The organism is Fusibacter fontis (genome assembly GCF_055378735.1).
On the sequence record NZ_AP042445.1, the window covers coordinates 3,148,448 to 3,171,811 of the forward strand.

At 39.1% G+C, this 23,364-nt stretch carries 20 protein-coding genes; 18 read left to right on the forward strand and 2 right to left on the reverse strand.

Going from position 1 to position 23,364, the window contains the following annotated elements:
- Window positions 1-58: 58 nt before the first annotated feature.
- Window positions 59-565, forward strand: a complete 507-nt coding sequence (locus tag ACZ41W_RS14315) for a hypothetical protein (RefSeq protein ID WP_464312672.1) — start codon at window positions 59-61, stop codon at window positions 563-565.
- 237 nt (window positions 566-802) lie between these two features.
- Here ACZ41W_RS14315 and ACZ41W_RS14320 read toward each other — a convergent pair whose 3' ends face one another.
- Window positions 803-2,305, reverse strand: a complete 1,503-nt coding sequence (locus tag ACZ41W_RS14320; protein ID WP_464312673.1) for an alanine/glycine:cation symporter family protein — start codon at window positions 2,303-2,305, stop codon at window positions 803-805.
- Between the two features lie 236 nt (window positions 2,306-2,541).
- Here ACZ41W_RS14320 and mnmA point away from each other — a divergent pair, with 236 nt between their 5' ends.
- The 16 genes from mnmA (at window position 2,542) to ACZ41W_RS14400 (ending at window position 19,668) form a co-directional block, all read left to right on the forward strand.
- Window positions 2,542-3,621, forward strand: a complete 1,080-nt coding sequence (gene mnmA, locus ACZ41W_RS14325; protein ID WP_464312674.1) for a tRNA 2-thiouridine(34) synthase MnmA — start codon at window positions 2,542-2,544, stop codon at window positions 3,619-3,621.
- Window positions 3,618-4,037 (forward strand): RrF2 family transcriptional regulator, encoded by a 420-nt coding sequence (locus ACZ41W_RS14330; protein WP_464312675.1) that lies wholly within the window; start codon window positions 3,618-3,620, stop codon window positions 4,035-4,037. Before mnmA ends, ACZ41W_RS14330 begins: the two co-directional genes overlap by 4 nt.
- 403 nt (window positions 4,038-4,440) lie before the next feature.
- Window positions 4,441-5,088 (forward strand): CoA transferase subunit A, encoded by a 648-nt coding sequence (locus ACZ41W_RS14335; RefSeq protein WP_464312676.1) that lies wholly within the window; start codon window positions 4,441-4,443, stop codon window positions 5,086-5,088.
- A gap of 9 nt (window positions 5,089-5,097) precedes the next feature.
- Window positions 5,098-5,745, forward strand: coding sequence for a 3-oxoacid CoA-transferase subunit B (locus ACZ41W_RS14340; protein WP_464312677.1), 648 nt, complete (start codon window positions 5,098-5,100; stop codon window positions 5,743-5,745).
- A gap of 171 nt (window positions 5,746-5,916) precedes the next feature.
- A complete protein-coding gene (locus ACZ41W_RS14345) occupies window positions 5,917-7,326 on the forward strand; it encodes a TraB/GumN family protein (RefSeq protein ID WP_464312678.1) in 1,410 nt (469 codons plus the stop codon).
- A gap of 189 nt (window positions 7,327-7,515) precedes the next feature.
- Window positions 7,516-8,217, forward strand: coding sequence for an HAD family hydrolase (locus tag ACZ41W_RS14350; protein ID WP_464312679.1), 702 nt, complete (start codon window positions 7,516-7,518; stop codon window positions 8,215-8,217).
- Between the two features lie 4 nt (window positions 8,218-8,221).
- A complete protein-coding gene (locus tag ACZ41W_RS14355) occupies window positions 8,222-9,619 on the forward strand; it encodes a sigma-54 interaction domain-containing protein (protein WP_464312680.1) in 1,398 nt (465 codons plus the stop codon).
- Between the two features lie 191 nt (window positions 9,620-9,810).
- Complete coding sequence (locus tag ACZ41W_RS14360) at window positions 9,811-10,449, forward strand: hypothetical protein (RefSeq protein WP_464312681.1); 639 nt, start codon at window positions 9,811-9,813, stop codon at window positions 10,447-10,449.
- 99 nt (window positions 10,450-10,548) lie between these two features.
- Window positions 10,549-12,507: a ribosomal protection-like ABC-F family protein gene (abc-f, locus tag ACZ41W_RS14365; protein WP_464312682.1), complete on the forward strand. Its 1,959-nt coding sequence runs from the start codon at window positions 10,549-10,551 to the stop codon at window positions 12,505-12,507.
- A gap of 189 nt (window positions 12,508-12,696) precedes the next feature.
- Complete coding sequence (locus tag ACZ41W_RS14370; protein ID WP_464312683.1) at window positions 12,697-12,870, forward strand: hypothetical protein; 174 nt, start codon at window positions 12,697-12,699, stop codon at window positions 12,868-12,870.
- A gap of 118 nt (window positions 12,871-12,988) precedes the next feature.
- Entirely contained in the window at window positions 12,989-13,804 is an 816-nt protein-coding gene (locus ACZ41W_RS14375) for a TspO/MBR family protein (RefSeq protein ID WP_464312684.1), read from the forward strand.
- A gap of 260 nt (window positions 13,805-14,064) precedes the next feature.
- Entirely contained in the window at window positions 14,065-15,159 is a 1,095-nt protein-coding gene (locus ACZ41W_RS14380; protein WP_464312685.1) for an ABC transporter ATP-binding protein, read from the forward strand.
- Between the two features lie 84 nt (window positions 15,160-15,243).
- A complete protein-coding gene (locus ACZ41W_RS14385; RefSeq protein ID WP_464312686.1) occupies window positions 15,244-16,143 on the forward strand; it encodes a PucR family transcriptional regulator in 900 nt (299 codons plus the stop codon).
- Window positions 16,144-16,214: 71 nt separating this feature from the next.
- Window positions 16,215-17,630, forward strand: a complete 1,416-nt coding sequence (locus ACZ41W_RS14390) for a glycoside hydrolase family 1 protein (protein ID WP_464312687.1) — start codon at window positions 16,215-16,217, stop codon at window positions 17,628-17,630.
- Between the two features lie 7 nt (window positions 17,631-17,637).
- Complete coding sequence (locus tag ACZ41W_RS14395; protein ID WP_464312688.1) at window positions 17,638-18,546, forward strand: ROK family protein; 909 nt, start codon at window positions 17,638-17,640, stop codon at window positions 18,544-18,546.
- A 90-nt stretch (window positions 18,547-18,636) separates the two neighbouring features.
- Window positions 18,637-19,668, forward strand: a complete 1,032-nt coding sequence (locus tag ACZ41W_RS14400) for a LacI family DNA-binding transcriptional regulator (RefSeq protein ID WP_464312689.1) — start codon at window positions 18,637-18,639, stop codon at window positions 19,666-19,668.
- 221 nt (window positions 19,669-19,889) lie between these two features.
- Here the strand turns inward: ACZ41W_RS14400 and ACZ41W_RS14405 are convergent, their stop codons facing one another.
- On the reverse strand, window positions 19,890-20,879 hold the full coding sequence (locus ACZ41W_RS14405; RefSeq protein WP_464312690.1) for an aldose epimerase family protein: 990 nt from the start codon (window positions 20,877-20,879) through the stop codon (window positions 19,890-19,892).
- A 346-nt stretch (window positions 20,880-21,225) separates the two neighbouring features.
- Here ACZ41W_RS14405 and ACZ41W_RS14410 point away from each other — a divergent pair, with 346 nt between their 5' ends.
- Window positions 21,226-23,319: a glycoside hydrolase family 3 C-terminal domain-containing protein gene (locus ACZ41W_RS14410; protein ID WP_464314292.1), complete on the forward strand. Its 2,094-nt coding sequence runs from the start codon at window positions 21,226-21,228 to the stop codon at window positions 23,317-23,319.
- Window positions 23,320-23,364 lie beyond the last annotated feature (45 nt).

Here is a 23,364-nt window from a genome sequence, read left to right on the forward strand (position 1 = left end):
GGTGAAGGTATGGATTTAGGTATTCAGCTAATCAAATAAAGTAGGAGGTTGTTGTAGTATGAAAACTATGATTAGAAAACTTGTTCTATTGAATCCACTAGATGATATTTTTTTATCAGGATTTGTTGACATAGAAAATGGAATTGCAGAATTTTATCCAGAAATGCACTACATCTATTTTATGTTTGGCAAAAAATTCATTGAATTTGAATCAGTTGAGCAATCATCAAAACTGAAAATTATGATTACTGATGAAGTAATGCATAGATTTGAAATTGATGAAGATATGATACCTGCAAAAGCATCTGTTGATGAAACGTTACTTATGGATACATTAGCAGATAATAGGGTTAAGGAAATGCTGTTGTACAATATATCCAGTGCTTCAGAGCTTTCATTAACATGTGATGCAGTTCAGATAAATCTATTTTCTGGACAAAAAATATTTTTAGATCCAACATTTTATTATGGAATTGGTATAGGCGGGTCAGAGCAAAGAGAATGGTGGGAAAATAATTTGTCTAAAAGAATTCCGACATATGAAGATTTGTTAGCAAGTTGCTAGTGTAAGTTGGGAGTTCTGGTGTCTAATGAAACTGATCCCCCAATTACTATAAAAGTTACTCTCGACACATCTACAAACATAGAACACTCATAACTCAATTGTATTATCTATGCAATAACAAAGCACCACGCCATCAACTTTTGGCGTGGTGCTTTTCTTTGTATTTTACTGCTTTTCTTTATATTTGACTGCTTTTCTTTGAAATTCACTAGATTTTATCGGGTTTTATTACTTTCACTACTGTGCGCGTTTTTCAGTTTCCATCAACGCATCGTATTGTGGTTTGTAGTTACGCTGAGCGATGGTATCCCAGAGTTCTGCGCCTTTGATGCCGACGCGAGATGGGACGAAAACCGGGTCGAGGCCCATTTTCTTTTGTCGTTCGTAGTCTTTGAGTGTTCGGATACCGGGTCTTGTGAGGAGTAAAATTGCGATGACATTGATCCATGCCATTGCACCTACGCCAGCAGAACCAAAGTTCCACACGAGATCGGCAGACATCATGGTTCCAAGACCAGTCATGACGATGAGTGCAACTCGCGTAGAGAAAATGCTCGCCTTGTAGCCGTTTGATTTTGATTTTCCTTTAAAGAGGTATGCCACACTTGAATCGGTATAAAAGGCATAAGCCAGTACCGTTGTAAATGTAAAGAAAAGGAGTGCAATTGCCACGAATCCACCGCCAAATCCCGGGATGAAATCGTTCACGGCTGCTTGTGTAAAGTTACCTTTTTCAACGCCTGGAAGAAGTTCTGTGATGAACCCACCAGAAGCATTGACAACATTGTAGGCACCTGTCGATAAAATCATAATCGCCGTTGCTGTACATACAAACAATGTATCGACGTATACTGAAAATGCTTGAACCAAACCTTGTTTTGCTGGATGAGACACTTCAGCTGCGCCTGCTGCTTGAGCGCCAGTACCTTGTCCGGCTTCATTTGAGAAAATTCCTCTCTTAACGCCCCATTGGATAGCTGTTCCAACGATTGCGCCGTAGATAGCATGTTTGCCAAAAGCAGAGGAGAAAATCATGCTAAATACTTCTGGTATTTTAGCAAAATTAACGAATAGAATCACGATGGCAAGTAAGATATAACCAATTGCCATAAAAGGAACGATCATTTCAGCAGATTTTGCAATTCTTTTTCCACCACCGAAGATGACAAAAGCGGTAACAGCAGTATAGAGAAGCCCCCAAACATATGAAGGGACGCCAAACACGGCTTGCGCTGCCACTGAAAATGAGTTTGACTGAATTCCTGGAAGTAAGATGCCACAAGATACAAGTGTTAATAGTGCGAAGAAAATGCCAAGAGGTTTTAATTTGAGACCTTTTTCCATGTAGTAAGCAGGTCCACCTCTATATTCGCCGTTGATTTCTTCTTTCCAAACTTGTGCAAGCGCTGACTCGATATACGCTGATCCTGCTCCTAGAAAGGCGATAGCCCACATCCAAAAAACTGCTCCTGGACCACCAAAAAAGATTGCTGTAGCGACGCCAGTGATGTTTCCTGTCCCAACACGACCACCTAATGCCATGGCAAACCCTTGAAAGGATGAAACGCCATTTTCGGAACTTTTTCCTGAAAATAGAAGCTTGATCATCTCTTTAAAATGTCGGATTTGTGGAAAGAACATGATTAGTGAGAAGAATGCCCCTGCAAATAAGCACAGATAAATCATGATTTGCCCCCAGAAGAAGCCATCCAGTGTTTCAGATAGTTTTAAATAATTCATTTTTCCTCCATTCATAGTGCCTCTTTGGGCAAAGTTTAAGCTATTAGTGCTGTAGTTTGAGTACGAGATTTGCAAATTTGAACAAATTGTAACAAATTATCAAGAATGCGTCAATATATTAAAAAAATTATATAACTACAAGTGGATACGGAAGGTGGCAATTACCTATTGACTTGGTAGGTAATTGCCGGTATATTGATTATGTTAACCGGTAAAATGATACAAAAGGAGTGGCCATGAAAAAAGCAATGATTGCGATGAGCGGGGGCGTAGATTCAAGTGTCGCAGCTTATCTGACAAAAGAATTAGGGTATGAGTGTATGGGTGTAACCATGAAACTATATAGTGGCAATGACGGAGAGTCAAACGTTGGTAAAACGTGTTGCTCGTTGGAAGACGTCGATGATGCAAGACATGTGGCATTTAGTCTGGATATGCCCTATTATGTGTTTAATTTTACAGATGAGTTTGAGCAAAAGGTCATTGCGCCATTTGTTGAGAGCTATCAAAAGGGGTTTACACCAAACCCGTGTATTGAATGCAATCGTAAAATGAAGTTTGAAAAACTTGCAATTAGGGCGAAAATGCTGGATTGCGATGTGGTCGTTACAGGTCATTATGCGAGAGTTGAAAAAATTGGAGACCGATATGTCCTAAAAAAAGCAGTGGATCAAACAAAGGATCAAAGTTACGTTCTCTATATGATGACTCAAGAGCAACTTCAACATACTCTGTTTCCGCTAGGGGCGATGCATAAACACGAAACACGTGAAATTGCTGAAAAAATGGACTTCGTCAACGCACAAAAGAAAGATAGTCAAGACATCTGCTTTGTTCCCGATGGAAATTATGCAAAAGTCATTGAGGATTTCACTGGAATGCCGTGTGAGAGTGGTGATTTTGTCTCGGTTGATGGACGAAAACTCGGGAGGCATAAAGGCATTATTCACTATACCATTGGGCAGCGAAAGGGGTTAGGCATCTCGGCTAAAACGCCTTTATTTGTTATTTCCATTAATAGTGAAACCAATGAAGTCGTTTTAGGCGAACATCCAGATTTATATAAACGTGTATTAATTGCCAATTCATTTAATTGGATCTCTGGAGATATTCCAACGTCTGATTTTAGGGCAAAAGGGAAAATTCGTTATCATCACGATGAACAAGCGTGTACCGTGAGTGTTACCGCAGATCGTCGCGTTCGTATTACATTTGACACACCTCAGAGGGCTATTACAAAGGGCCAATCTGTCGTTTTGTATGACGGAGAAGTGGTTCTAGGCGGTGGTATCATTGAAGAGGTTGAAGCATTATGATATCTACAAAGGGACGCTATGCACTCAGGGCATTGGCAGATTTGGCGAGCGTAAGTGAGGATCGTTGGATGCCGCTGAAAGAGATTGCACAAAGGCAAGAAATTTCTATCAAGTATTTGGAATCAATCCTGCCAATCTTTACCAAGGCAGGGATCGTCAAGGCGGTTCACGGAAAAGGTGGCGGTTATCAGCTGGTGAAAACAGCCAGTGCGTATACGATATTAGAAATTTTAGAACTGACAGAGTCAACGCTTGCACCGGTGGCTTGTCTTCAATGTGATAACACACCGTGTAAACGTTCTTCTGGCTGTGTGACGTTGCCGATGTGGACGCATTTCAATCAGGTCATTCGTCAATATTTTCAGAGTATGACACTTGAGGATGTGATTGAAGGCAGATTTCCAACTGTTTTATGATAAAATGTAGCGATGTGGATACAATACTTCTAATGTGTTGTATCAAAATAGCTACATTTTTTTATTTTATGAGATGAATCGACTCGAAAACAAACAACAAATGTAGCGGAATGGATACACAAAATGGATATGATGTACAAATCTGCATACATGGTAGCTTAGAAGAAAATATCAAAGCACTGAACACATTAAATTTCAACGGGTACAGTTTTTTTAATTGAAGTATCAAAAGTTGGCACGACATTTGCGTATAATAAAACATAGGGATTTAAAGTTTAAGTCATAAAATTTAAGTCATAAAATTTATGTATTCATTTAAAGGCATTCATTTAATTTCAGAAGGCTGTACAACAAAAGTATCTAGACAAATGAATCACGCAGTGATCAAGCATTGGAGGCTGAAATGAAAAAGCTCATTACAATGGACGAAGCAATTGATCATATCCAAGATGGTATGACAATTATGATTGGTGGATTTCTTGCATGTGGCAGTCCACACAAGATCATCGACGCAATCATTGAAAAAGGCGTCAAAGATTTAACGATTATTGGCAATGATACGGGTTTTGTCGATAGAGGGATCGGCAGACTGGTAGTCAGTGGACAAGCGAAAAAAGTCATCGTTTCCCACATTGGCACGAATAAGGAAACAGGCAGATTGATGAATGAAGGTAAACTCGATGTGGTATTGGTTCCACAAGGTACGCTAGCTGAACAAGTGCGTGCAGGTGGTGCTGGACTTGGTGGGGTACTTACTCCGATTGGCGTGGGAACGCCTGTTGCTGAGGGAAAAGACCATTTAATCATCGATGGCAAAACATTTTTACTAGAAAAAGCGATTAAAGCAGATGTTGCACTAATTGCTGGCTCGATTGTCGATGAAAAAGGCAATGTGTACTACCATGAATCGACAAGAAACTTTAACCCACTTATGGCAATGGCAGCTGATTGTGTTATCGTTGAGGCGCAGGAAATCGTCAAAGCTGGCGAACTTGACCCGCATATGGTAATGACTCCCGGTTTATTTGTCAAATATATTGTTAAGCCATAGGAGGTTGACATGGAAGCTAAGGATATTATTGCAAAACGCGTAGCAAAAGAATTTAAAGATGGCGATGTGGTAAACTTAGGGATTGGTCTACCGACATTGGTACCGAATTATATTGAAGAAGGTGTAGAGATTATTTTACACTCAGAAAATGGTTTTACTGGCATTGGTCCAGCACCAGAAGAAGGCCAAGTGGATATGGATTTAGTCAATGCGGGTGGTCTTCCGGTGACGACGATTCCAGGCGCGTGCTTCTTTGACAGTGCCATGTCATTTGCGATTATTCGTGGAGGGCACTTGGATGCGACCGTTCTTGGCGCGTTACAAGTCGACGAAGAAGGCAATTTAGCAAACTGGATGATTCCAGGTAAGCTTGTTCCGGGAATGGGCGGCGCAATGGATTTGGTGGGTGGCGCAAAGAAAGTAATCGTTGCCATGACACATACGGCAAAAGGCGATATTAAAATTCTTAAAAGATGTAATTTGCCTTTAACCGGTGCAAAAAAAGTCAGCAAAATCATCACTGAGATGGCAGTGATCGAAGTAACGGATAAAGGACTTCTTTTAACGGAGTACAATCCAGAATATACCATCGAACAAATTCAAGAAGTGACAGAGGCAACTCTTATCATTTCAGATCAATTGAAATCCATGATGTAGTGTTCGACACTTGTTTCAGAGGGCAAGTGATGAATAAATAATGAAGCAGATGTTTTGATTTTTTCAAAGCATCTGTTTTTTTAATACATTTCTAAGAACTTTTTAATCGTATCTAGGTCGAATGTTTGTTAAAATGAGTTGATTCTTGATCATAATAAAAAGGAGCAAAAAATGAGACATTTAAAAAACAAATCGAAAAGTTTAGTGTCGCTTATGCTTGTATTCATGTTGGTGCTATCCACTATGATACCAGTTTGGGCAGACGAAACAGCTGCTAAAGTAAGCAAATGGGCGATTCCGGTATTGGCAGAGGGCGAAAAATACGAGATTTATCCAATGGAATGGTACTACAATCAATTTGATCAACAAATTACAGAAGTAAAATTAGACGCTTTGGTTGACAAAGTGGATGATAAAATTGATTTTGTTGCCGATAAAGTAGCGACTTTTAAACCCGTTAAAGAAATGGGAAAACTCGATAGAAGAGATGTATTAACAAGACTTTATAATGTATTGGGATCATACAACTTAACCACTCAAGGTGATGCGGTTGAGTTTATGAAATCTGTTGGAATTGTTAAGGGGACGGATAAAGGATTAGAACTTGAAAAAGCATGCAATAGCGAACAAGCGGTCATCTTTGCAACTCAAACGATTCAACATGCTTATGATGAACTCAATGCAGGCGGAAAAGGCGTATTTTGGAAAGTTGAAAGTAATGGAAATACTGTTTATCTATTAGGTTCTGTTCACATGGCAAATTCAACTATTTATCCACTTTCTGATGAAGTGATGGATGCTTTTTACGCGTCGGATGTTCTTTATGTAGAGGCGAATATCTCTGCTAGTGAAGAAGATATTCAGTATTTTATGAACAAAGCCACTTATTCAGATGGTACGACTTTGAAAAATCACGTGACACCTGCTCTTTACGAAAAATTCGTGAGTATGTGTAAGTTGCTCGAATTAGATGCCACACAATTAGAAATTTATAAGCCATGGTTTATTTCGAATCAAGTGAGTGCATATTTAATGACGCTTTCTAATGATGACTCTGCTGCAACCAATCAAGCTGGACTTGGTATTGACAACTATTTCATCGAAAAGTCGATGTTAACAGCAAAACCTGTTGATGAAATGGAAGGCGTACAGTTTCAAGCAGATATGTTTGACAACTTATCTTCAGAGTATCAAGTAACGAGTTTAGAAGCGCTCTGTGATTCTATTATCAAAGCAGCTTCAGGAGATGCTTCAACTTCAACAGCAACACAAGATACTCAAACAGATGCAACTTCAAGTGCCAACATATTGAATACTTGGCTTGAATACTGGAGAACAGGAAATTTAAAAGATTTCCAAGAAAGTTTCTCAAGTCAGTCTGGATCAGGTGATGATGAATTTTCTAAGATGTTATTTGGTAAAAGAGACATCGGCATGGCAGATAAAATTGATGCAATGCTAAAAGCTGAAGGTAAGCACACATATTTTGTTGTAGTAGGATCAGGTCACTACATCAACAAAGGCAGTGTTGTGGATATTTTAAGAAGCAAAGGCTACACCGTACAATGGATGTATGAATAACAAATTAAACGATGATGTTAGATAGTGACGTTAGATAATGACATTTGATGATTAAGTTCCTAGTTGAAAAACTAGGAGCTTTTTTCATGTGTAGCAAAATTGATACAAAATTCTATGTCCTTTTCAAGGCATATGATATAGTAAAAAGGTAATGATGCAATTCTAATGACGAATAATATGAGGTGTTATATGATTCAATATGTTTTATTTGATTTTGATGGAACGCTCATTGATTCCAATGAGGCGATACTTGTGGCATTAAACGACGTGGCTATGGGATATCGCAATGCGCCATTTACCAGTGAAGAACTGAATGAAATTTGGGGAAAGCCCATAGATGAGCAAATGTCCTTGTTGTCCGTTGAAGATTGCGAGAGACTTGTCGAGCAGTATCGCGTGACATATCGCGCGCTACAAGATGACATGACAAAGATCTTTGAGGGGGTTCATGATTTATTAGTTGCGCTGAAAGAGAAGCAGTATCCAGTTGGGATCGTCTCCAATAAAGGAAGAAATGGCATTGACCACGGCATTGAGATGTTCAATTTAGCTGAGTTCATCGATGTATCCGTTTCACTGGATGACATGATTCAACCGAAACCTCATGCAGAAGGGATCTATTCGGCGATTGCAGCGCTCATCAGAGGCAAGGATGGCAAATGTGCTTTAGAGGAAGATTTATCGGAGAACGAAAAAATCGCCATGCCGCATATGAGTGAAACCATCTTTATTGGAGATAGTGGACACGACATAGAGACGGCTAAAAATGCAGGTTGTAAATCTGTCTTAGTGGATTGGACGTGGATTAAAAAAGAACCGTTGCTCGCGCTTAAGCCAGATTTTGTGATTCAGCATCCAATGGATCTTCTCTCTATTTTAAAGTGTGAGTAGTCGTATGGAAAAATCTTATGAACAATTAAAATGGGAGATGGAAATCATCGATGAGTTTATTGAAAAGGCGTATGAGGGACTTGTCATCATCGATCGAGAGGGCAAAATCATCAAGTTTAAATACGAGAAATTTCTCGATGTTAAAGAAGAAGACGTCATCGGAAAACACGTCACAGAAGTGATGGAAAACACTCGGTTACACATTGTCCTTAAAACAGGAACGCCTGAAATTGGGGATGTGCAGACAATTAACGGGCACGACGTCGTTACATCGCGTATTCCGATTATTCGCAATGGCGTTGTTGTAGGCGTCGTTGGAACCATTTTGTTTAAAGATATTTTAGAGGTTCGACATTTAGCTGACCACCTTGAACAGATGAAGCAGCATGTGAAAAAGTACAAACAAGAACTCAAGCGACTTAATCTAGCCAAATACTCATTTGAACAAATTCTCACAGCAGATCCACGCATGATGGCGATTATTGAAAGTGCTAAAAAAGCAGCTGAGAGCAATTCCAGTGTTTATATAGAAGGCAGTAGTGGTACGGGAAAAGAGTATTTTGCTCATGCCATTCACGAGGGTAGTTTGAGACGATACGGGCCTTTTGTGAGAATCAATTGCGCAAGTATTCCGAGGGATTTGTTTGAGTCGGAACTATTTGGATATGAACCGGGAGCTTTTACAGGCGCGTCTACTCACGGCAGAATCGGAAAATTTGAGATTGCTAATGGGGGCACGATTTTCCTAGATGAGTTAAGTTCTATGCCTTTTGAGATGCAAGCAAAACTTCTTAGGGTCATAGAAGAGCGTGAAATGGAACGGGTTGGAGGCAATCAGCGGATTCATATAGACGTGCGCTTTATTTCTGCAAGCAATGAAAATCTGATGGATCTTGTGAAGGCAGGTAAGTTTAGGAGCGATTTGTATTATCGACTCAATGTCGTTCATCTTAAATTACCGCCGCTAAAGGATCGAAAACGCGATATTATGCTCCTCGCGAAGCATTTTGTAGGAGAATTTTCCAAAGAGCATACGCGGGGTTTTTCCAACGAAGTCAAACATTGCCTCGAACATTATTCATGGCCGGGAAATGTGAGAGAGCTACGCAATGTTATTGAAAGTGCATGTAGTTTGTCTGGGACAAAGAGCATTATTGTCAGTGATTTACCTGAGTATATTGCGCATCTCGTGCCCGAACAAGAAGCGTCTATTGTGCAAAATCCACAGAGTATTCAGATGGATTCATTAGATGGCAATCTGTATGAAATCATGGATGCCGTTGAACGTGAGCTGATCCTTAAAGCAATTGAAAATTGCGAAGGAAGCCGTACAAAAGCGGCGAATTTACTGGGAATTCACAGGACGGCACTGTATAAAAAAATGGCGAAACTTGGACTATAAAATGTCATTGACAATATAAATGAGTTCAATTATATCAATATGATGACAATTCTTGTTAATTACTTGTCAAAATCTTTTGGCTATGTTATAAGTAAAAAGGTTGTGTCAAGTATTGAATGAAAATTCTGATGAATAAAATCGGTTTCGATTGATATATGCGATACAGAAATATACGAAAGGAGGGGTTAAAAATGGAAACACAAAATCAAAAAGAGCCGTTATACGATCTTTCAGCATTAAAAGCAAAAGAAGTTGTTAAGACGAATCCTGTGATGGGATTACTTCTAGCAATCATCTTTGGTTTAATCGGGGCTGGAATTTGGGCTTTAGTCGCAAAAACAACGGGATATAACGTGGGTTATATCGCGATTTTAGTAGGTTTTTTAGTTTCACAAGGGTTTGTAATTGCAGGAAGAGGTCACCAAATGATTTGGGGGGTAGTTGCTGCTGCAGTTGCAATTGTGAGTATGTTAGTGGGAAAAGTGTTGACGATTGTACTGGTTTTATCGTCTGAATATGGAATGACAATTACGGAGGTAATCACAGCTTTAGATTTTGAGCTTACCAAAGAGATTCTTATTGAGACTTTTCAAGTGTACGATTTGGTTTTTTATGTGTTAGCCATTACGACTGCTTTTAAAAGAAGTTACATAGAAGAGCTCGTAATTGATGAGTTTGCACCTGTTTATCAAGCACCGGTTCAGGACCATCATTCAGATAATGAAATTCAAATCACACCAGTGAATACAGACACTGTAAAAATTCCAATAACTTATATCACGCCAGAACTTGATGAAAAAACTCAGGAGAATACAAATCAAGAGAGTTAAGAGTAGGCGATCGTTATAAGTGTACGAACGAGACCGCATACTTTTGCGGTCTTTCTTAATTTTAAAGACATTCTCCTGTTCATTATAAGGAGGGAATTTATGTTTGAATTATCATTAAATCATATAAAAAAATACATGGATGCAACACTTGTGTTGCAATCCATCAGTTTTCAAGTGTACTCAGGAGAGAAAGTCGGCATTGTTGGCGCAAATGGTAGCGGTAAAACGACCATTTTAAAACTGATAGCGGGAATTTATACGCTGAATTGTTATCCGGGTTCTAGAAGTCTCGGCTATGACGAAGGTACACTTTCTATTCCAAAGGATGCCACGGTTTCATATCTCGATCAAATACCGGAGTATCCAGAGTCTTATACCGTGGAAGATGTTCTCAACATCGCCTTCGAAGAGGTTCGAGAGCTCGAACAGAAGATGCGTATGATGGAAGAAGACCTGAAGACGCTACAGGGCGTTGAACTTGAGAGAATGCTCAAGAAATATAGTGATTGCGTCAATCTTTATGAGGTAAAAGGGGGATATTCTGTTCAAGAACAATATAGCCGAATCATCAATGGATTGGGATTCGATGCTGCGTTTCTTCTAAGACCCTTTTATTTACTCAGTGGCGGAGAAAAAACAAAAGTTGTTCTAGGGAAAATCCTTTTAGATAATCCTGATATCCTGTTGTTAGATGAACCGACAAACCATTTGGATATGAAAGCAGTAGAATGGCTTGAATCTTATCTTAAAGCTTATGTTGGAATGGTTATTATTGTTTCACATGACCGGTATTTTTTAGATAATGTGGTGGATAAAATCGTCGAAATTGAGGATCAGACGTGTCAGACGTTTAAAGGCAATTATTCTGCCTATGTTTGCCAAAAAGAAGAGCAACTCAGACAACAAGAAGAACAGTATAAACAACAACAAAAGAAAATTCAGTCCATGGAAAAACAGATAAAGGAACTAAGAGATTGGGCCATTCGAGCGGACAATAATAAATTTTTTAAGCGTGCTGCGAGCATTAAAAATCGACTTGAACGCATGGACAAAATTAATCGTCCGATTACAGAACGACCCAACATGAAACTCGATTTAAGTGGCCACAAACGCTCAGGAAATGAAGTGGTTAACTGTGTTCATTTACAAAAAAGCTACGACGATAAAGTTCTTTTTGAAAACGCTCACATGCTCCTTCAATATCAAGAACGACTTGCACTGATTGGAGAAAATGGGAGCGGAAAGACGACTTTTCTTAGAATGCTCTTGCAGCAAGAGGCTGTTGACTCAGGCACGCTTAAATTAGGTGCAAGTGTACAGTTGGCTTATTTACCGCAGAAGATTACCTTTGAAGATGAAGAAATGACGGTGATTGAGTGTTTTAGAGATGGCTTGGACATTCCCGAAGGAAAAGCACGGGAGTATCTCTCCAAATTTTTGTTTTATGGGAGCACGCCTTATAAAAAGGTACGTCATTTATCAGGTGGAGAGAAAATTCGCTTGAAACTTGCGATTCTTTTAAATGCCCCTATCAACTTTTTAGTCTTAGATGAGCCAACCAATCACCTAGATATCGATTCGATTGAGACGTTTGAAGAAGCCCTTGAAGATTTCAAGGGAACGATCTTGTTTATTTCCCATGACCGGTATTTTATCAACAAGATTGCCACGCGAGTGGTAGCGATAGAAGAAAAGCAGCTGATCAGCTATGACGGAGATTATGACGCGTATAAGCGCATCAAGGAAATCGAAGCGGAAAAAATGGCGATTCAAAATTCCATCAAAGAGGAAAAATCTAGTTGCGGTAAAAAGAATATAAAAAATCATAATGAGTCTAAAGAGACTGACTCTATAAACAATGAACCGAAACGACCATCGAAGTTTCAAGTAGAACGCGCAGAACAACGCGTGATGGAGATTGAGGCAGAACTCGAAGCTATTGAAAACCTCATGAGTGAAAATGTCGCAGATTACGAGAATATCAATGAACTATACAATAGAAGACATCAGTTAAATGAGGAAATGGAACAACAACTCAAAATTTGGATGGGCGAATAAAGATGGAGGGTATCTCCATCTTTATTTGTACCCTTATTTGTAACCATTTCAAAACTTAAAGTCTCCTTAAAAAACCATTAAAGCAGTTTATTTTTTTGCAAAAAAAAGTTATTATAGGACATACAAACACCATAAAAAATTCTTTTTATGGATAAGGATGCGTATCAGAAAATCAGATGGGGGGATTTTATGATTGAAACTGGGTTAAAAAAAGTCAAAGTTTTTTTGATGAGTCGAAAAATGTCGAAAATCAATCGAAAACTCTCTGATTTTAAAAGGTGTAAATGCAAACTGATGCAAGAAGAAAAAAATCAATACGAAGAGTTATACAAAGCAAATTTTGGTCACGCCAATCAAGAATAACCTTTTACGGATGTTGCAAAAAAGATATATAATTAAATGAAAGGAAGTCATTTAATTTTTCTTTAAAACTGATATAATAATGACGGTATTTTGTATAAAGGTTATTTTGGAGGTAGTGATGTCTAAACGGGCATTGGCAAAAAATTTAAATCTTAAGATTGGTATTTTATTAGCATATGTGTTGATGATTTTGATAAATGTATTGGCAAACGTGTTGCCACTCAATGGTGTAACCACTGGAGAAATATCCTATCGATATCTCAATTTATTTGCGCCAGCTGGATATACATTTATGATTTGGACGGTGATTTACATTTTATTAGGTGGATTTTCCATCTATCAGTTTAGAAGTGTTTTTTATTCGCCAGAGACAGGCGCAATGGTGATGAAACTTCGTGCGTGGTTCGCAGTATCTTGTGTTGCCAATGCGCTATGGGTCATTGCATGGCATTATGATTTAATCGCACTTTCATTTGTCTTCATACTGGGAATTCTCATTTCGCTTATCGCCTGTACCATGCATATACATTCGGCGAAGCTGACGATGAAAGAACGCAAATGGACTCAAATCCCAATTAGCATCTATTTTGGTTGGATTTCAGTGGCAACTGTTGCCAATCTTGTGACGCTACTGGTTAAGTATAGTTGGGGTGGTAGCGGACTGGATGATGTGTTTAAAACGGGATTATTCATTGTGATGACCACGATTATAGCCAGCCTTGTCGTCGTAAAATTAAAGGATATTTTCTTTGGAAGCGTTGTAATTTGGGCATATTTAGGTATTCTTGTTCAACATATCAGTAAAGGCGGATTTAATTTTGAGTACATGTCCATTTTTTATACCATCATCGTAGCATTGGTGATTATGGGCATTTCAGTGGTGTTTGCGAGTTATAAAAAGACAGAACGCCTCGTGAAAAAGTTGAGAAACTAGAAATGTTGAACGGTTGAGTTCAATAAAGGTATGTGTTTAATAAAGGTGTACGTATTGAAAACACCTGCATAGATTGCATAAGCAAGTCGGTTAAATGAAACCATCATTTGATCCACTTGCTTTTTTTATGTGCAAAATAGCTAAAAATAATTGGCGATTCATCCAATAGTCAAAACTGTGAGGAGTTTGCTATAATGACACTGACTGAAAAGTTAAGATGTTAAACGGATTAAAATTATAATGAATTGAGTGGAGGCACTATGGCAGGCGTATCGTTAAAAAGCATTTCAAAAATATATGACAATGGTTTTCAAGCAGTTAAGAGCATAGACTTAGAGATTGCAGATAAAGAATTTATGATTTTAGTTGGACCTTCAGGTTGTGGTAAAACGACGACACTTCGTATGATTGCAGGACTTGAAGAAATTAGCAAAGGTGAAATGAAGATTGGGGAACAACTTGTCAATCACGTAGCACCAAAAGATCGAAACATCGCAATGGTATTTCAAAACTACGCGCTTTACCCGCATATGACGGTGTATGAAAACATGGCGTTTGGATTGAAATTGCAAAAAACACCAAAAGACGAAATCAATAGTCGTATCGAAAAAACGGCTAAAATTTTAGATATCGAGCAACTTCTTAAAAGAAAACCAAAACAACTTTCAGGGGGTCAACGTCAAAGGGTTGCTCTTGGACGTGCAATCGTAAGAAAACCTGAAGTATTTTTAATGGATGAACCTTTATCAAATTTAGATGCAAAATTAAGAATTCAGATGAGAGCGGAGCTTATCAAACTTCATAAAGAGCTTCAAACGACATTTGTCTATGTAACACATGATCAAACAGAAGCGATGACAATGGGAAGTCGTATTTGTGTTATGAATGATGGCGTGATTCAACAAGTTGCGGAACCAAAAGTTATTTACAACCATCCTGCCAATATGTTCGTTGCAAGTTTTATCGGCGCACCACAAATGAACTTCTTTGAAGGAAAACTAGTCGAATCGGATCAACAATTATGTGTTGTAGTTCAAGGATTTGAAATTCCACTGAATAACGAATATCGTGCGAAACTCAAAGGTTCTGCAGCGATTGGAAAAAATATCGTCGTAGGCGTTCGTCCTGAAGATATTAGAATTGCTTCAAACCATGAAGGCATCCAATCAAAAGTCGTTGTTACTGAACTTTTGGGAAGTGACTTAAATGTATACTTTACATTTGCAGACAAACAATACATTTTAAAAGCAGACGCGAACAATGAAATTGAATTTAACCAATCAATTACGGTGAATTTTGATCCTCAAAAAATTCATTTATTTGACAAAGAAACAGAAAAATCCCTTTTGTTATAATTGCTTGTTAAAGTCATTTACATCACATTTTTTTAAAAATATGATAAGATGAGTTAAAAGAAGACATAGTTGAGGAGCACTCACATGCAGGCAATAATAAAAGAATTAAGTGAAATACTCGATTGTCGTGTCAAGATGTCGCCAACCAAGAAAAAAGGTGTTCAAACGCAAATGCAACTTAAGAATGGTTCATGGCTATTGATTGAACGCGTTTTGACAGAAATTGAGACAAAATTTGTAGAAAAATGGCTGACTCAATCATCTCAAGAGGAAGGCGTGGACGAAGTGAACTGGTTACTTGGTAAGGGATCGATTCCCCTTATGCAGGAAACGCTTAAATGCCCACTGCAATTGTGGCGAATTCAATTTAAACACAATGCAGATGTCGTCTATGAGATTATCAAATCCACCTTTACAGGAGATTGTATCGCAAGAGTCAGTCCTGTTGAAATTGTTGTCTATATGACGGATGCTGTCATTACACCAGTTGAATTAGTAGGACTTCTTGAAACCGAAGCGCTGACTCAAGTGAAACTGACAGTCAGTCAAACATTAAATCACGTGATGCAGATTCCGGAAGCTTATCAACTTTTGAAAGAGCTTTCTGAACTCGCCATGAGCATTCAGATGAACACTTCTGTCGTTCAGTATGATGCGATGTTTTTTCCGATGTTGATGAAGCGGCTGAAAACCTTAACGCGGCTAGATTCAGAAGGGAAACACATGAGCGATGAAACGCGTTTGTTACAGTCCCTTTTGAGTGAACAGATTAAATCTGTTGACGATCAAGAACTTGAACATACAGCGCTTGTGTTTTTAGAGAACAATCTCAATATTACAGATACTGCCAATGAATTGTTCATTCACCGAAATACGCTGATCTATCGAATCAATAAATTGGAACATATGACAGGGTATGATATCCGTAAGTTTAATGATGCCATGCATTATTATCTGAGTTATCTTGGTGATAAAATTAAATAGAGCTTAAGCGAGGATGAACTCAGGGATGAGTTCATCCTTTGATTGGAAATATTTTCAAAAGGAGGCAAAAAATGTCTTTTGATTCGAATTTTTTATGGGGCTCAGCATCAGCTGCCTATCAGATAGAAGGTGCGTTTAATGCGGATGGAAAAGGTGTCTCTATATGGGATACATGGGCGCATATCCCTGGAAAAACGTATGAAGGCACAAATGGCGATGTAGCGTGTGACCATTATCATAGATTTAGAGAAGATGTCGCACTCATGCGCGAGATGGGTCTGAAAACGTATCGTTTTTCCATTGCGTGGACGAGAATATTACCAGAGGGGACGGGGAAAGTCAATCAAAAGGGCATTGATTTTTATCAATCTTTAATTGACGTCCTCATTGAAAATGACATTGAACCAATGATCACTCTTTACCACTGGGATTTACCTCAAACGCTTCAAGATGCTTATAGAGGTTGGGAATCAAGACGAATTGTCGATGATTTCGTCAACTATGCCAATATCTGTTTTGAGTATTTTGCAGACCGTGTAAAATATTGGATTGTCATGAATGAACCCAATATTTTTACGACATTAGGATATGTATATCGTGCACATCCACCTGGAATATCGGATGAAGCAACCTATCTTAAGGCGTTTCATCATACGGCGCTTGCTCATGCCAAGACGGTGATTGCGTATAAAAAAGCAGGTTATAAAGGCATGATCGGTTCAAGTATTGCCTATACGCCTTCGTATGCGGCGTCAAATAGTCCCGAAGACCTCAAAGCAAAACAAATGTATGATGCAACCGTACCGTTATGGTATTTGGACAGTTATTATAAAGGTGCCTATCCGCGTTTGGGTGTGACTTATTATTCTGAGATTGGTGTCATGCCAGCAGTTTTGGACTCAGATAAAACGATGATGGCAGAAGCTGCAGCACTTGTTGATTTTATTGGAATTAATTATTATCAAACCGCGACGATCGCGCATAATCCAGTGGATGGCGTTGGATTTTCAGGGATGAATACTTCTGGAAAAAAAGGAACGCAAGGTGAAAGCGGCGTGCCAGGGTTATACAAACAAGTGAGAAATGAAAAATTAACGTATACAGATTGGGATTGGGTGATTGATCCGGATGGGTTGAGATATGCTTTAGAAGAGCTTCACAATCGATATCATTTGCCTGTGATCATCAGTGAGAATGGCTTAGGAGCTTACGATGTACTCGAAGCTTCAGGTCAAATCAACGATCCCTATAGAATCAACTTTTTAAGTCAACATATTGCTGCGTGTAAACAAGCCGTAGAAAACGGTGTGTCTCTCTTAGCTTACTGCACTTGGTCGTTTACAGATCTTCTAAGCTGGTTAAATGGCTATAAAAAGAGATACGGGTTTGTGTACATTGACTTTGAAGATACTCAGTTAAAACGATATAAAAAAGAATCTTTTTATTGGTATAAAAATGTCATTAAGACCAATGGAGAAGAATTGTAGGTGACAGATGAATTATTTAGCAATTGATATTGGCGGAACGGATGTAAAAGTCGCTATCATAAATGCAGAAGGAATCGTCCAAAATCGCATGCGTTGCCCAACTCCAAGAACGAGTTATGAGGATTTAATGACGTGCTTAGATGAATGTGTTCAGTGGGGACTTGGTGTTTCAACACTAGCGGGCATTGCGTTGAGTCAACCTTGTGTAACGGATGCTCAAAGTGGTGAAGCCATCAGCGAAGGTGCATTGATCTATATTAAGAATCAAAACCCCGCTAAAGATCTAGAGAATCGATACGGGATTCCGACTGCAGCAGAAAATGATGGAAATTGTGCAGCACTGGCTGAACTTTGGATTGGCGGAGCAAAAGATCTCAATCATATCGCCCTAATCGTCAGTGGAACAGGCATTGGAGGTGCAGTTGTCATCAATCGAGAGATTATCAGTGGTCACAAGCTTTTTTCAGGTGAGTTTGGCATGATTATAACAGAACATAGCGCAGAAGGACGTCCGATGACTTGGAGTGAATGTGGCTCCACACAAGCATTGGTTAAACAATATGCAGCTTTAATGGATGTCGAAGAATCCTCACTCAATGGCAAAATCGTCTTTGACCGTGCAGATGCAGGAGATTTACTGGCGAAACAGTGCGTTGACCAGTATTTTAAACGCTTTGCCATAGGCATTCACAACATTCAGCACGTATACGATCCGGAACTTATTTTAATTGGTGGTGCGGTGAGTGCGCGAGTGGATTTTTTACACCAGTTACATGAAAAAATGACAAAACTTTATAGCCAAATGGATGGTCTCATGTCACAGCCAGATATTGCGATTTGCGCATGTGGTGCAGATGCCAATCTCATTGGCGCAGTGTATCATTTGATTCGACAAAAAGGTGATAAAAGCAATTGACGATGATATTTCTGGGTGTTATGATAGGAATGTCGAAAACGGTTTCGTTAACGTTGACGTGAGATTTCATAACTGAAAGGGTTGGTGTGTATGGTCACTATTTATGATATAGCAAATGCATGTGGATGTTCTAGTGCAACGGTTTCAAAAGCACTAAACAATTATCCGGATGTGAGTGCCAAAACAAAAGATCGCATTTTAAAAAAGGCAAAGGAACTCGGTTTTGTGCCTAATTTGCAGGCGCGTGCACTCAGTACCAACAGATCGTGGAATATTGGCGTTTTATTTGAAGATAAGAGTTTAAGCGGACTGACTCACTACTTCTTCTCTCAAGTGCTTCAAGGCGTTAAAGAGCAAGCAGAAGAAAAGGGGTATGATATCACCTTTATTTCAAAAAATCTTGGAGGCGTTGAGACGTCATATCTAGAACATTGTATTCGCAGAAAAATTGATGGTGTCGTGATTGCCTGTATTGATTTTGAAGATCCACAAGTGGCGGAGCTCATGGAAAGTGATATCCCTGTTGTGGCAATTGATTATATATCCAACCATATTGGGTCCATTTTATCAGACAATGTCATGGGTGTTTATGAGTTGACGAAACACTTTATTGATTTAGGACATCGCGATTTTGTCTATGTATATGGACACGAAGTACATGTAACTCGCGAACGTATAAGAGGGTTCCAAATGGCTCTAAGTGAGGCGGGAATTCCCTTTAGAGAGGAGATGCTCATCCCTTCAAAATACAGTGAAAGACTGGTGAATGAAGAAGCGGTTGAACAGATTCTCAAGCGTGACAAACTACCAACAGCAGTATTGTTCCCCGACGATTATTCGGCAATATGGGGGATGAAAGCTTTTCGTGCTCATGGTATTAAAGTGCCTGAAGAGGTTTCAATCGGTGGATTTGATGGTGTCGAAATCGGTGAAATGGTCTATCCACGACTTACGACAATTCGTCAAAATACGTCGAGTTTAGGCAAAGAAGCTTCTTTGAGGTGCATTCAGATGATTGAGGCAAAGGAGCACAATCATACGATTACCACTGTAGGGGTAGAGCTCGTTGAAGGTGGTACGTGTCAGAAACCGAGAACGTATGAACCTGTTGTGATTAAGTAGCGATTATAGGATGAAGAGAGAACGATTGTCGATGAATTGAGATGTGTCGTTTGTTGATAAATTGTGAGATAGAATGTGTTAAAAAAAGCGAGTACGCTCCCCCTTGGAAGGTGCGTACTCGCTTTTTTATGTGTGTTCAGCGACATGATCTACTCAAACATCTGGTCATGGATCATGGATCGTGATTCATGATTGATGTATTATGGATTATGAATCATGGATTATAAATCAATAGAAAATGAGTAAACAGTTTGATGGGTATAAGGCGCCTTTGGTGTCACAAATTGAACCTGATCTAAGTGATGGTTCACGACGTCAGGTAAGTCTTGTGTTTCAAAGCAAATCCCAGTGTGTGGGTTAAATGTTGTGCCTGAAGGAACAGTTCCCGTATGCAGGAAATTTCCCGTATAAATAACGACATACGGTTGTGTCGTCTGAACGGTCATAATACGACCAGAGGTTGTATCGTGCAGTTGAGCAACCCATTCTTTTGATGCACATTTAAACGGATGATCAATGCCTTGAACGCTTTTAACAGTCGGATGATCGGCGAGGACCACGTCTCTAAGTGCTTTAGGCTGAGTAAAATCATAAATACTTCCCTTGCAGTCACAAAGGCGAATCGGTAAGCTCTCTGAATCGAGTTCAGCAAAATGAGAACAGTTCAGAGACAGTTCATGTCCTAGGATCGTCTGATGGCTATCTGCACTTAAATTAAAGTAACTGTGGTTGGTCAAAGATAAATAGCTCGCTTTTTCAGATGTCGCTTTAAGATCGACAATGAGAGATTCATTGTTCACGCGATAAGTGAGTTGATACTGGATGAAGTCTTTAGAATCTTTCGTGAGTGTATCTTGATAGGTTAAGACTACAGAATCCGCACTTTGCTGATGAATCTTCCAAAAAACTTGATTGAGTCCCTTGTTACCAGAGTGAAGTCCACTGATATTTGAACTTGTATCTAACTGCATAGGGGTGTTTTCAACGTGAAACAATCCATTTCGGGTTCTACCTGCAATTGGGCCGACAATACATCCGAGATAGAGTGGATTTGCGAGATAATCATTGAGATCATCGTAATTGAGTACGACATTTTCGCGAAGTCCCTCGCGATTTTTAGACATGATATGTGTGATGATTCCACCTAAATTAAGCACTGTTACTTTGAATCCTGTCGCGCTTATAAGGTTAATCTGCACAATATTTTCCATATGTACCTCCAAAAGCTGAAATAATAAGGCAATCATAATTTGAATTAAATGTTCTGTCAAGTGAATTTCTTGGAGTGTTTATAAAAAAAATCGCATCATCATAAAAATCTGAACAAAACGACAAATTTTTCTGTTGACCTATTAAAAAAATGGAAGTATAATCAATTTATCGAAAGCGATTTCGGTATTCGAAATAACGAAGCAACAACGCGTATGTGCGTATGGTTTTGTTTTTTTTTGAAACGATACGTAACCGGTTTCGATAAATGTGCGAAAGCTTTGAAAGGATAAATTCGTGGATAAATATCAAAATGAACAGTTAAATACGTTAGTGTTAAATACGTCAGTGTTAAATACGACAGTGTTAAATACTGAAGCGAAGCAAAGAGCAAAAGACTTAGTTTCGAAAATGACTTTAGAAGAAAAGGTAAGCCAACTCAGTTACAATGCAGCTGCAATTGAACGATTGGGCATCCCTTCATATAATTGGTGGAACGAATCTTTACACGGTGTTGCAAGAGCAGGCACGGCAACGATGTTTCCTCAAGCAATTGGCCTTGCAGCGATGTTTGATGATGAAATAATGCATCAAGTGGCATCCATTTGTTCAACTGAAGCGCGAGCAAAATATAATGCAAGCATCAAATATGGCGATACGGGCATCTATAAAGGATTAACCATGTGGTCGCCAAATATCAATATTTTTAGAGATCCAAGATGGGGACGTGGACAAGAAACCTATGGTGAGTGTCCATTCCTAACGGCAAGATTAGGCGTTGCATTTGTAGAGGGACTTCAAGGAACTGAATCCATACTAAAAACAGCTGCATGTGCGAAACACTTTGCAGCACATAGTGGACCAGAAGGCATTCGACATGAGTTCAACGCAGAAGTCTCAATGAAAGATTTAGAAGAAACCTATCTTCCAGCATTTGAAACGCTTGTGAAAGAAGCTAAAGTTGAGAGTGTTATGGGAGCTTACAATCGATTAAACGGTGAAGCGGCTTGTGCGAGTACATTTTTAGCAAGTAAACTTAAAAACTGGGGTTTTCAAGGTCATTTTGTTTCAGACTGTTGGGCAATTGGTGATTTTCATACGAAACATCAATTGACGAATTCTCCTGAAGAATCAGCAGCGCTTGCACTTAAATCAGGTGTTGACTGTAACTGTGGTGATGGGTATTATTGTTTGTTGGATGCACTTGATGAAGAGCTTGTAACTGAAGAGCCTGTGACTGAATCTGTAACGCGCCTGATGACAACCCGTATGAAACTTGGTATGTTCGATGCTTCAACGCCATATGATGAAATTTCATATGATGTCGTAAGTTGTGAAGCGCATAAAGCGGTATCTCAAACATGTGCAGAAAAATCCATTGTACTCTTAAAAAATAATGGACTTTTACCACTGGATGCAAAAAAAATTAAGACCATTGGTGTGATTGGCCCAAATGCTTCTAGCGTTGATGCTTTGAGAGGCAATTATTACGGCAGTAGCGATGAATCGGTTACTTTCCTTCAAGGAATTAGAGAGGCGTTTGATGGTCGAGTGTATTATTCCGAAGGGGCGCATTTATTTAAAACATCTCTTCAACCTCTTGGTGAACCAAATGATGGAATTGCTGAAGCATTAACGGTTGCAGAACATTCAGATGTAGTGGTTTTATGTGTGGGACTCGATGCAACGATTGAAGGTGAAGAAGGAGATACTGGAAATGCCTTTGCAGCTGGAGATAAAACGGATCTATACTTACCAATGTCACAGAGAATTTTAGTGGACAAAGTACTTGAAATGAATAAACCAACGATCATTGTCGTTGCAGCAGGAAGTGCAATTCATCCACAGGGTGATCGAGCGGACGCTATTTTACACGCATGGTATCCGGGGCAAATGGGCGGAAGAGCTCTTGCAAATATCCTCTTTGGAAAAGTTTCTCCATCTGGAAAATTACCAGTGACGTTTTACGAATCAACTGAGTTGTTACCAGATTTTGAAGACTATAGCATGAACAATAGAACGTATCGATATGCAACAGGTAACATTCTCTATCCATTTGGCTATGGATTGACTTATACCAAGACGGTTTGTCAGCTCGTGGATTTTAATGAAGAGCAGATGAGCGCTGTTGTTGAAATCGAAAATATTGGCACAGTAGATACAGATGAAGTGGTTCAAATCTATATTAAGGACTGTGATTCTAAGTGGGCAGTGAGCAATTATTCACTCTGTGGATTTAAACGCGTGTTTATTCCAAGTGGTGAAAAGCGACGTGTTACGATTCAGCTCAGTGAAAAATCACTTGAAGTGGTAAATGATTTAGGTGAAAGATTCGTTGATAGCAAGCACTTTAAATTATTTGTTGGAACGAGTCAACCGGATGCACTAAGCCGCAGACTTACGCATCAACCGTGCGTTGAATATGACTGGTGTAAAAAATAAAGCTTGATTGAAGTAAGGTGTTGGAAACGATTGTTTATTGAAGTA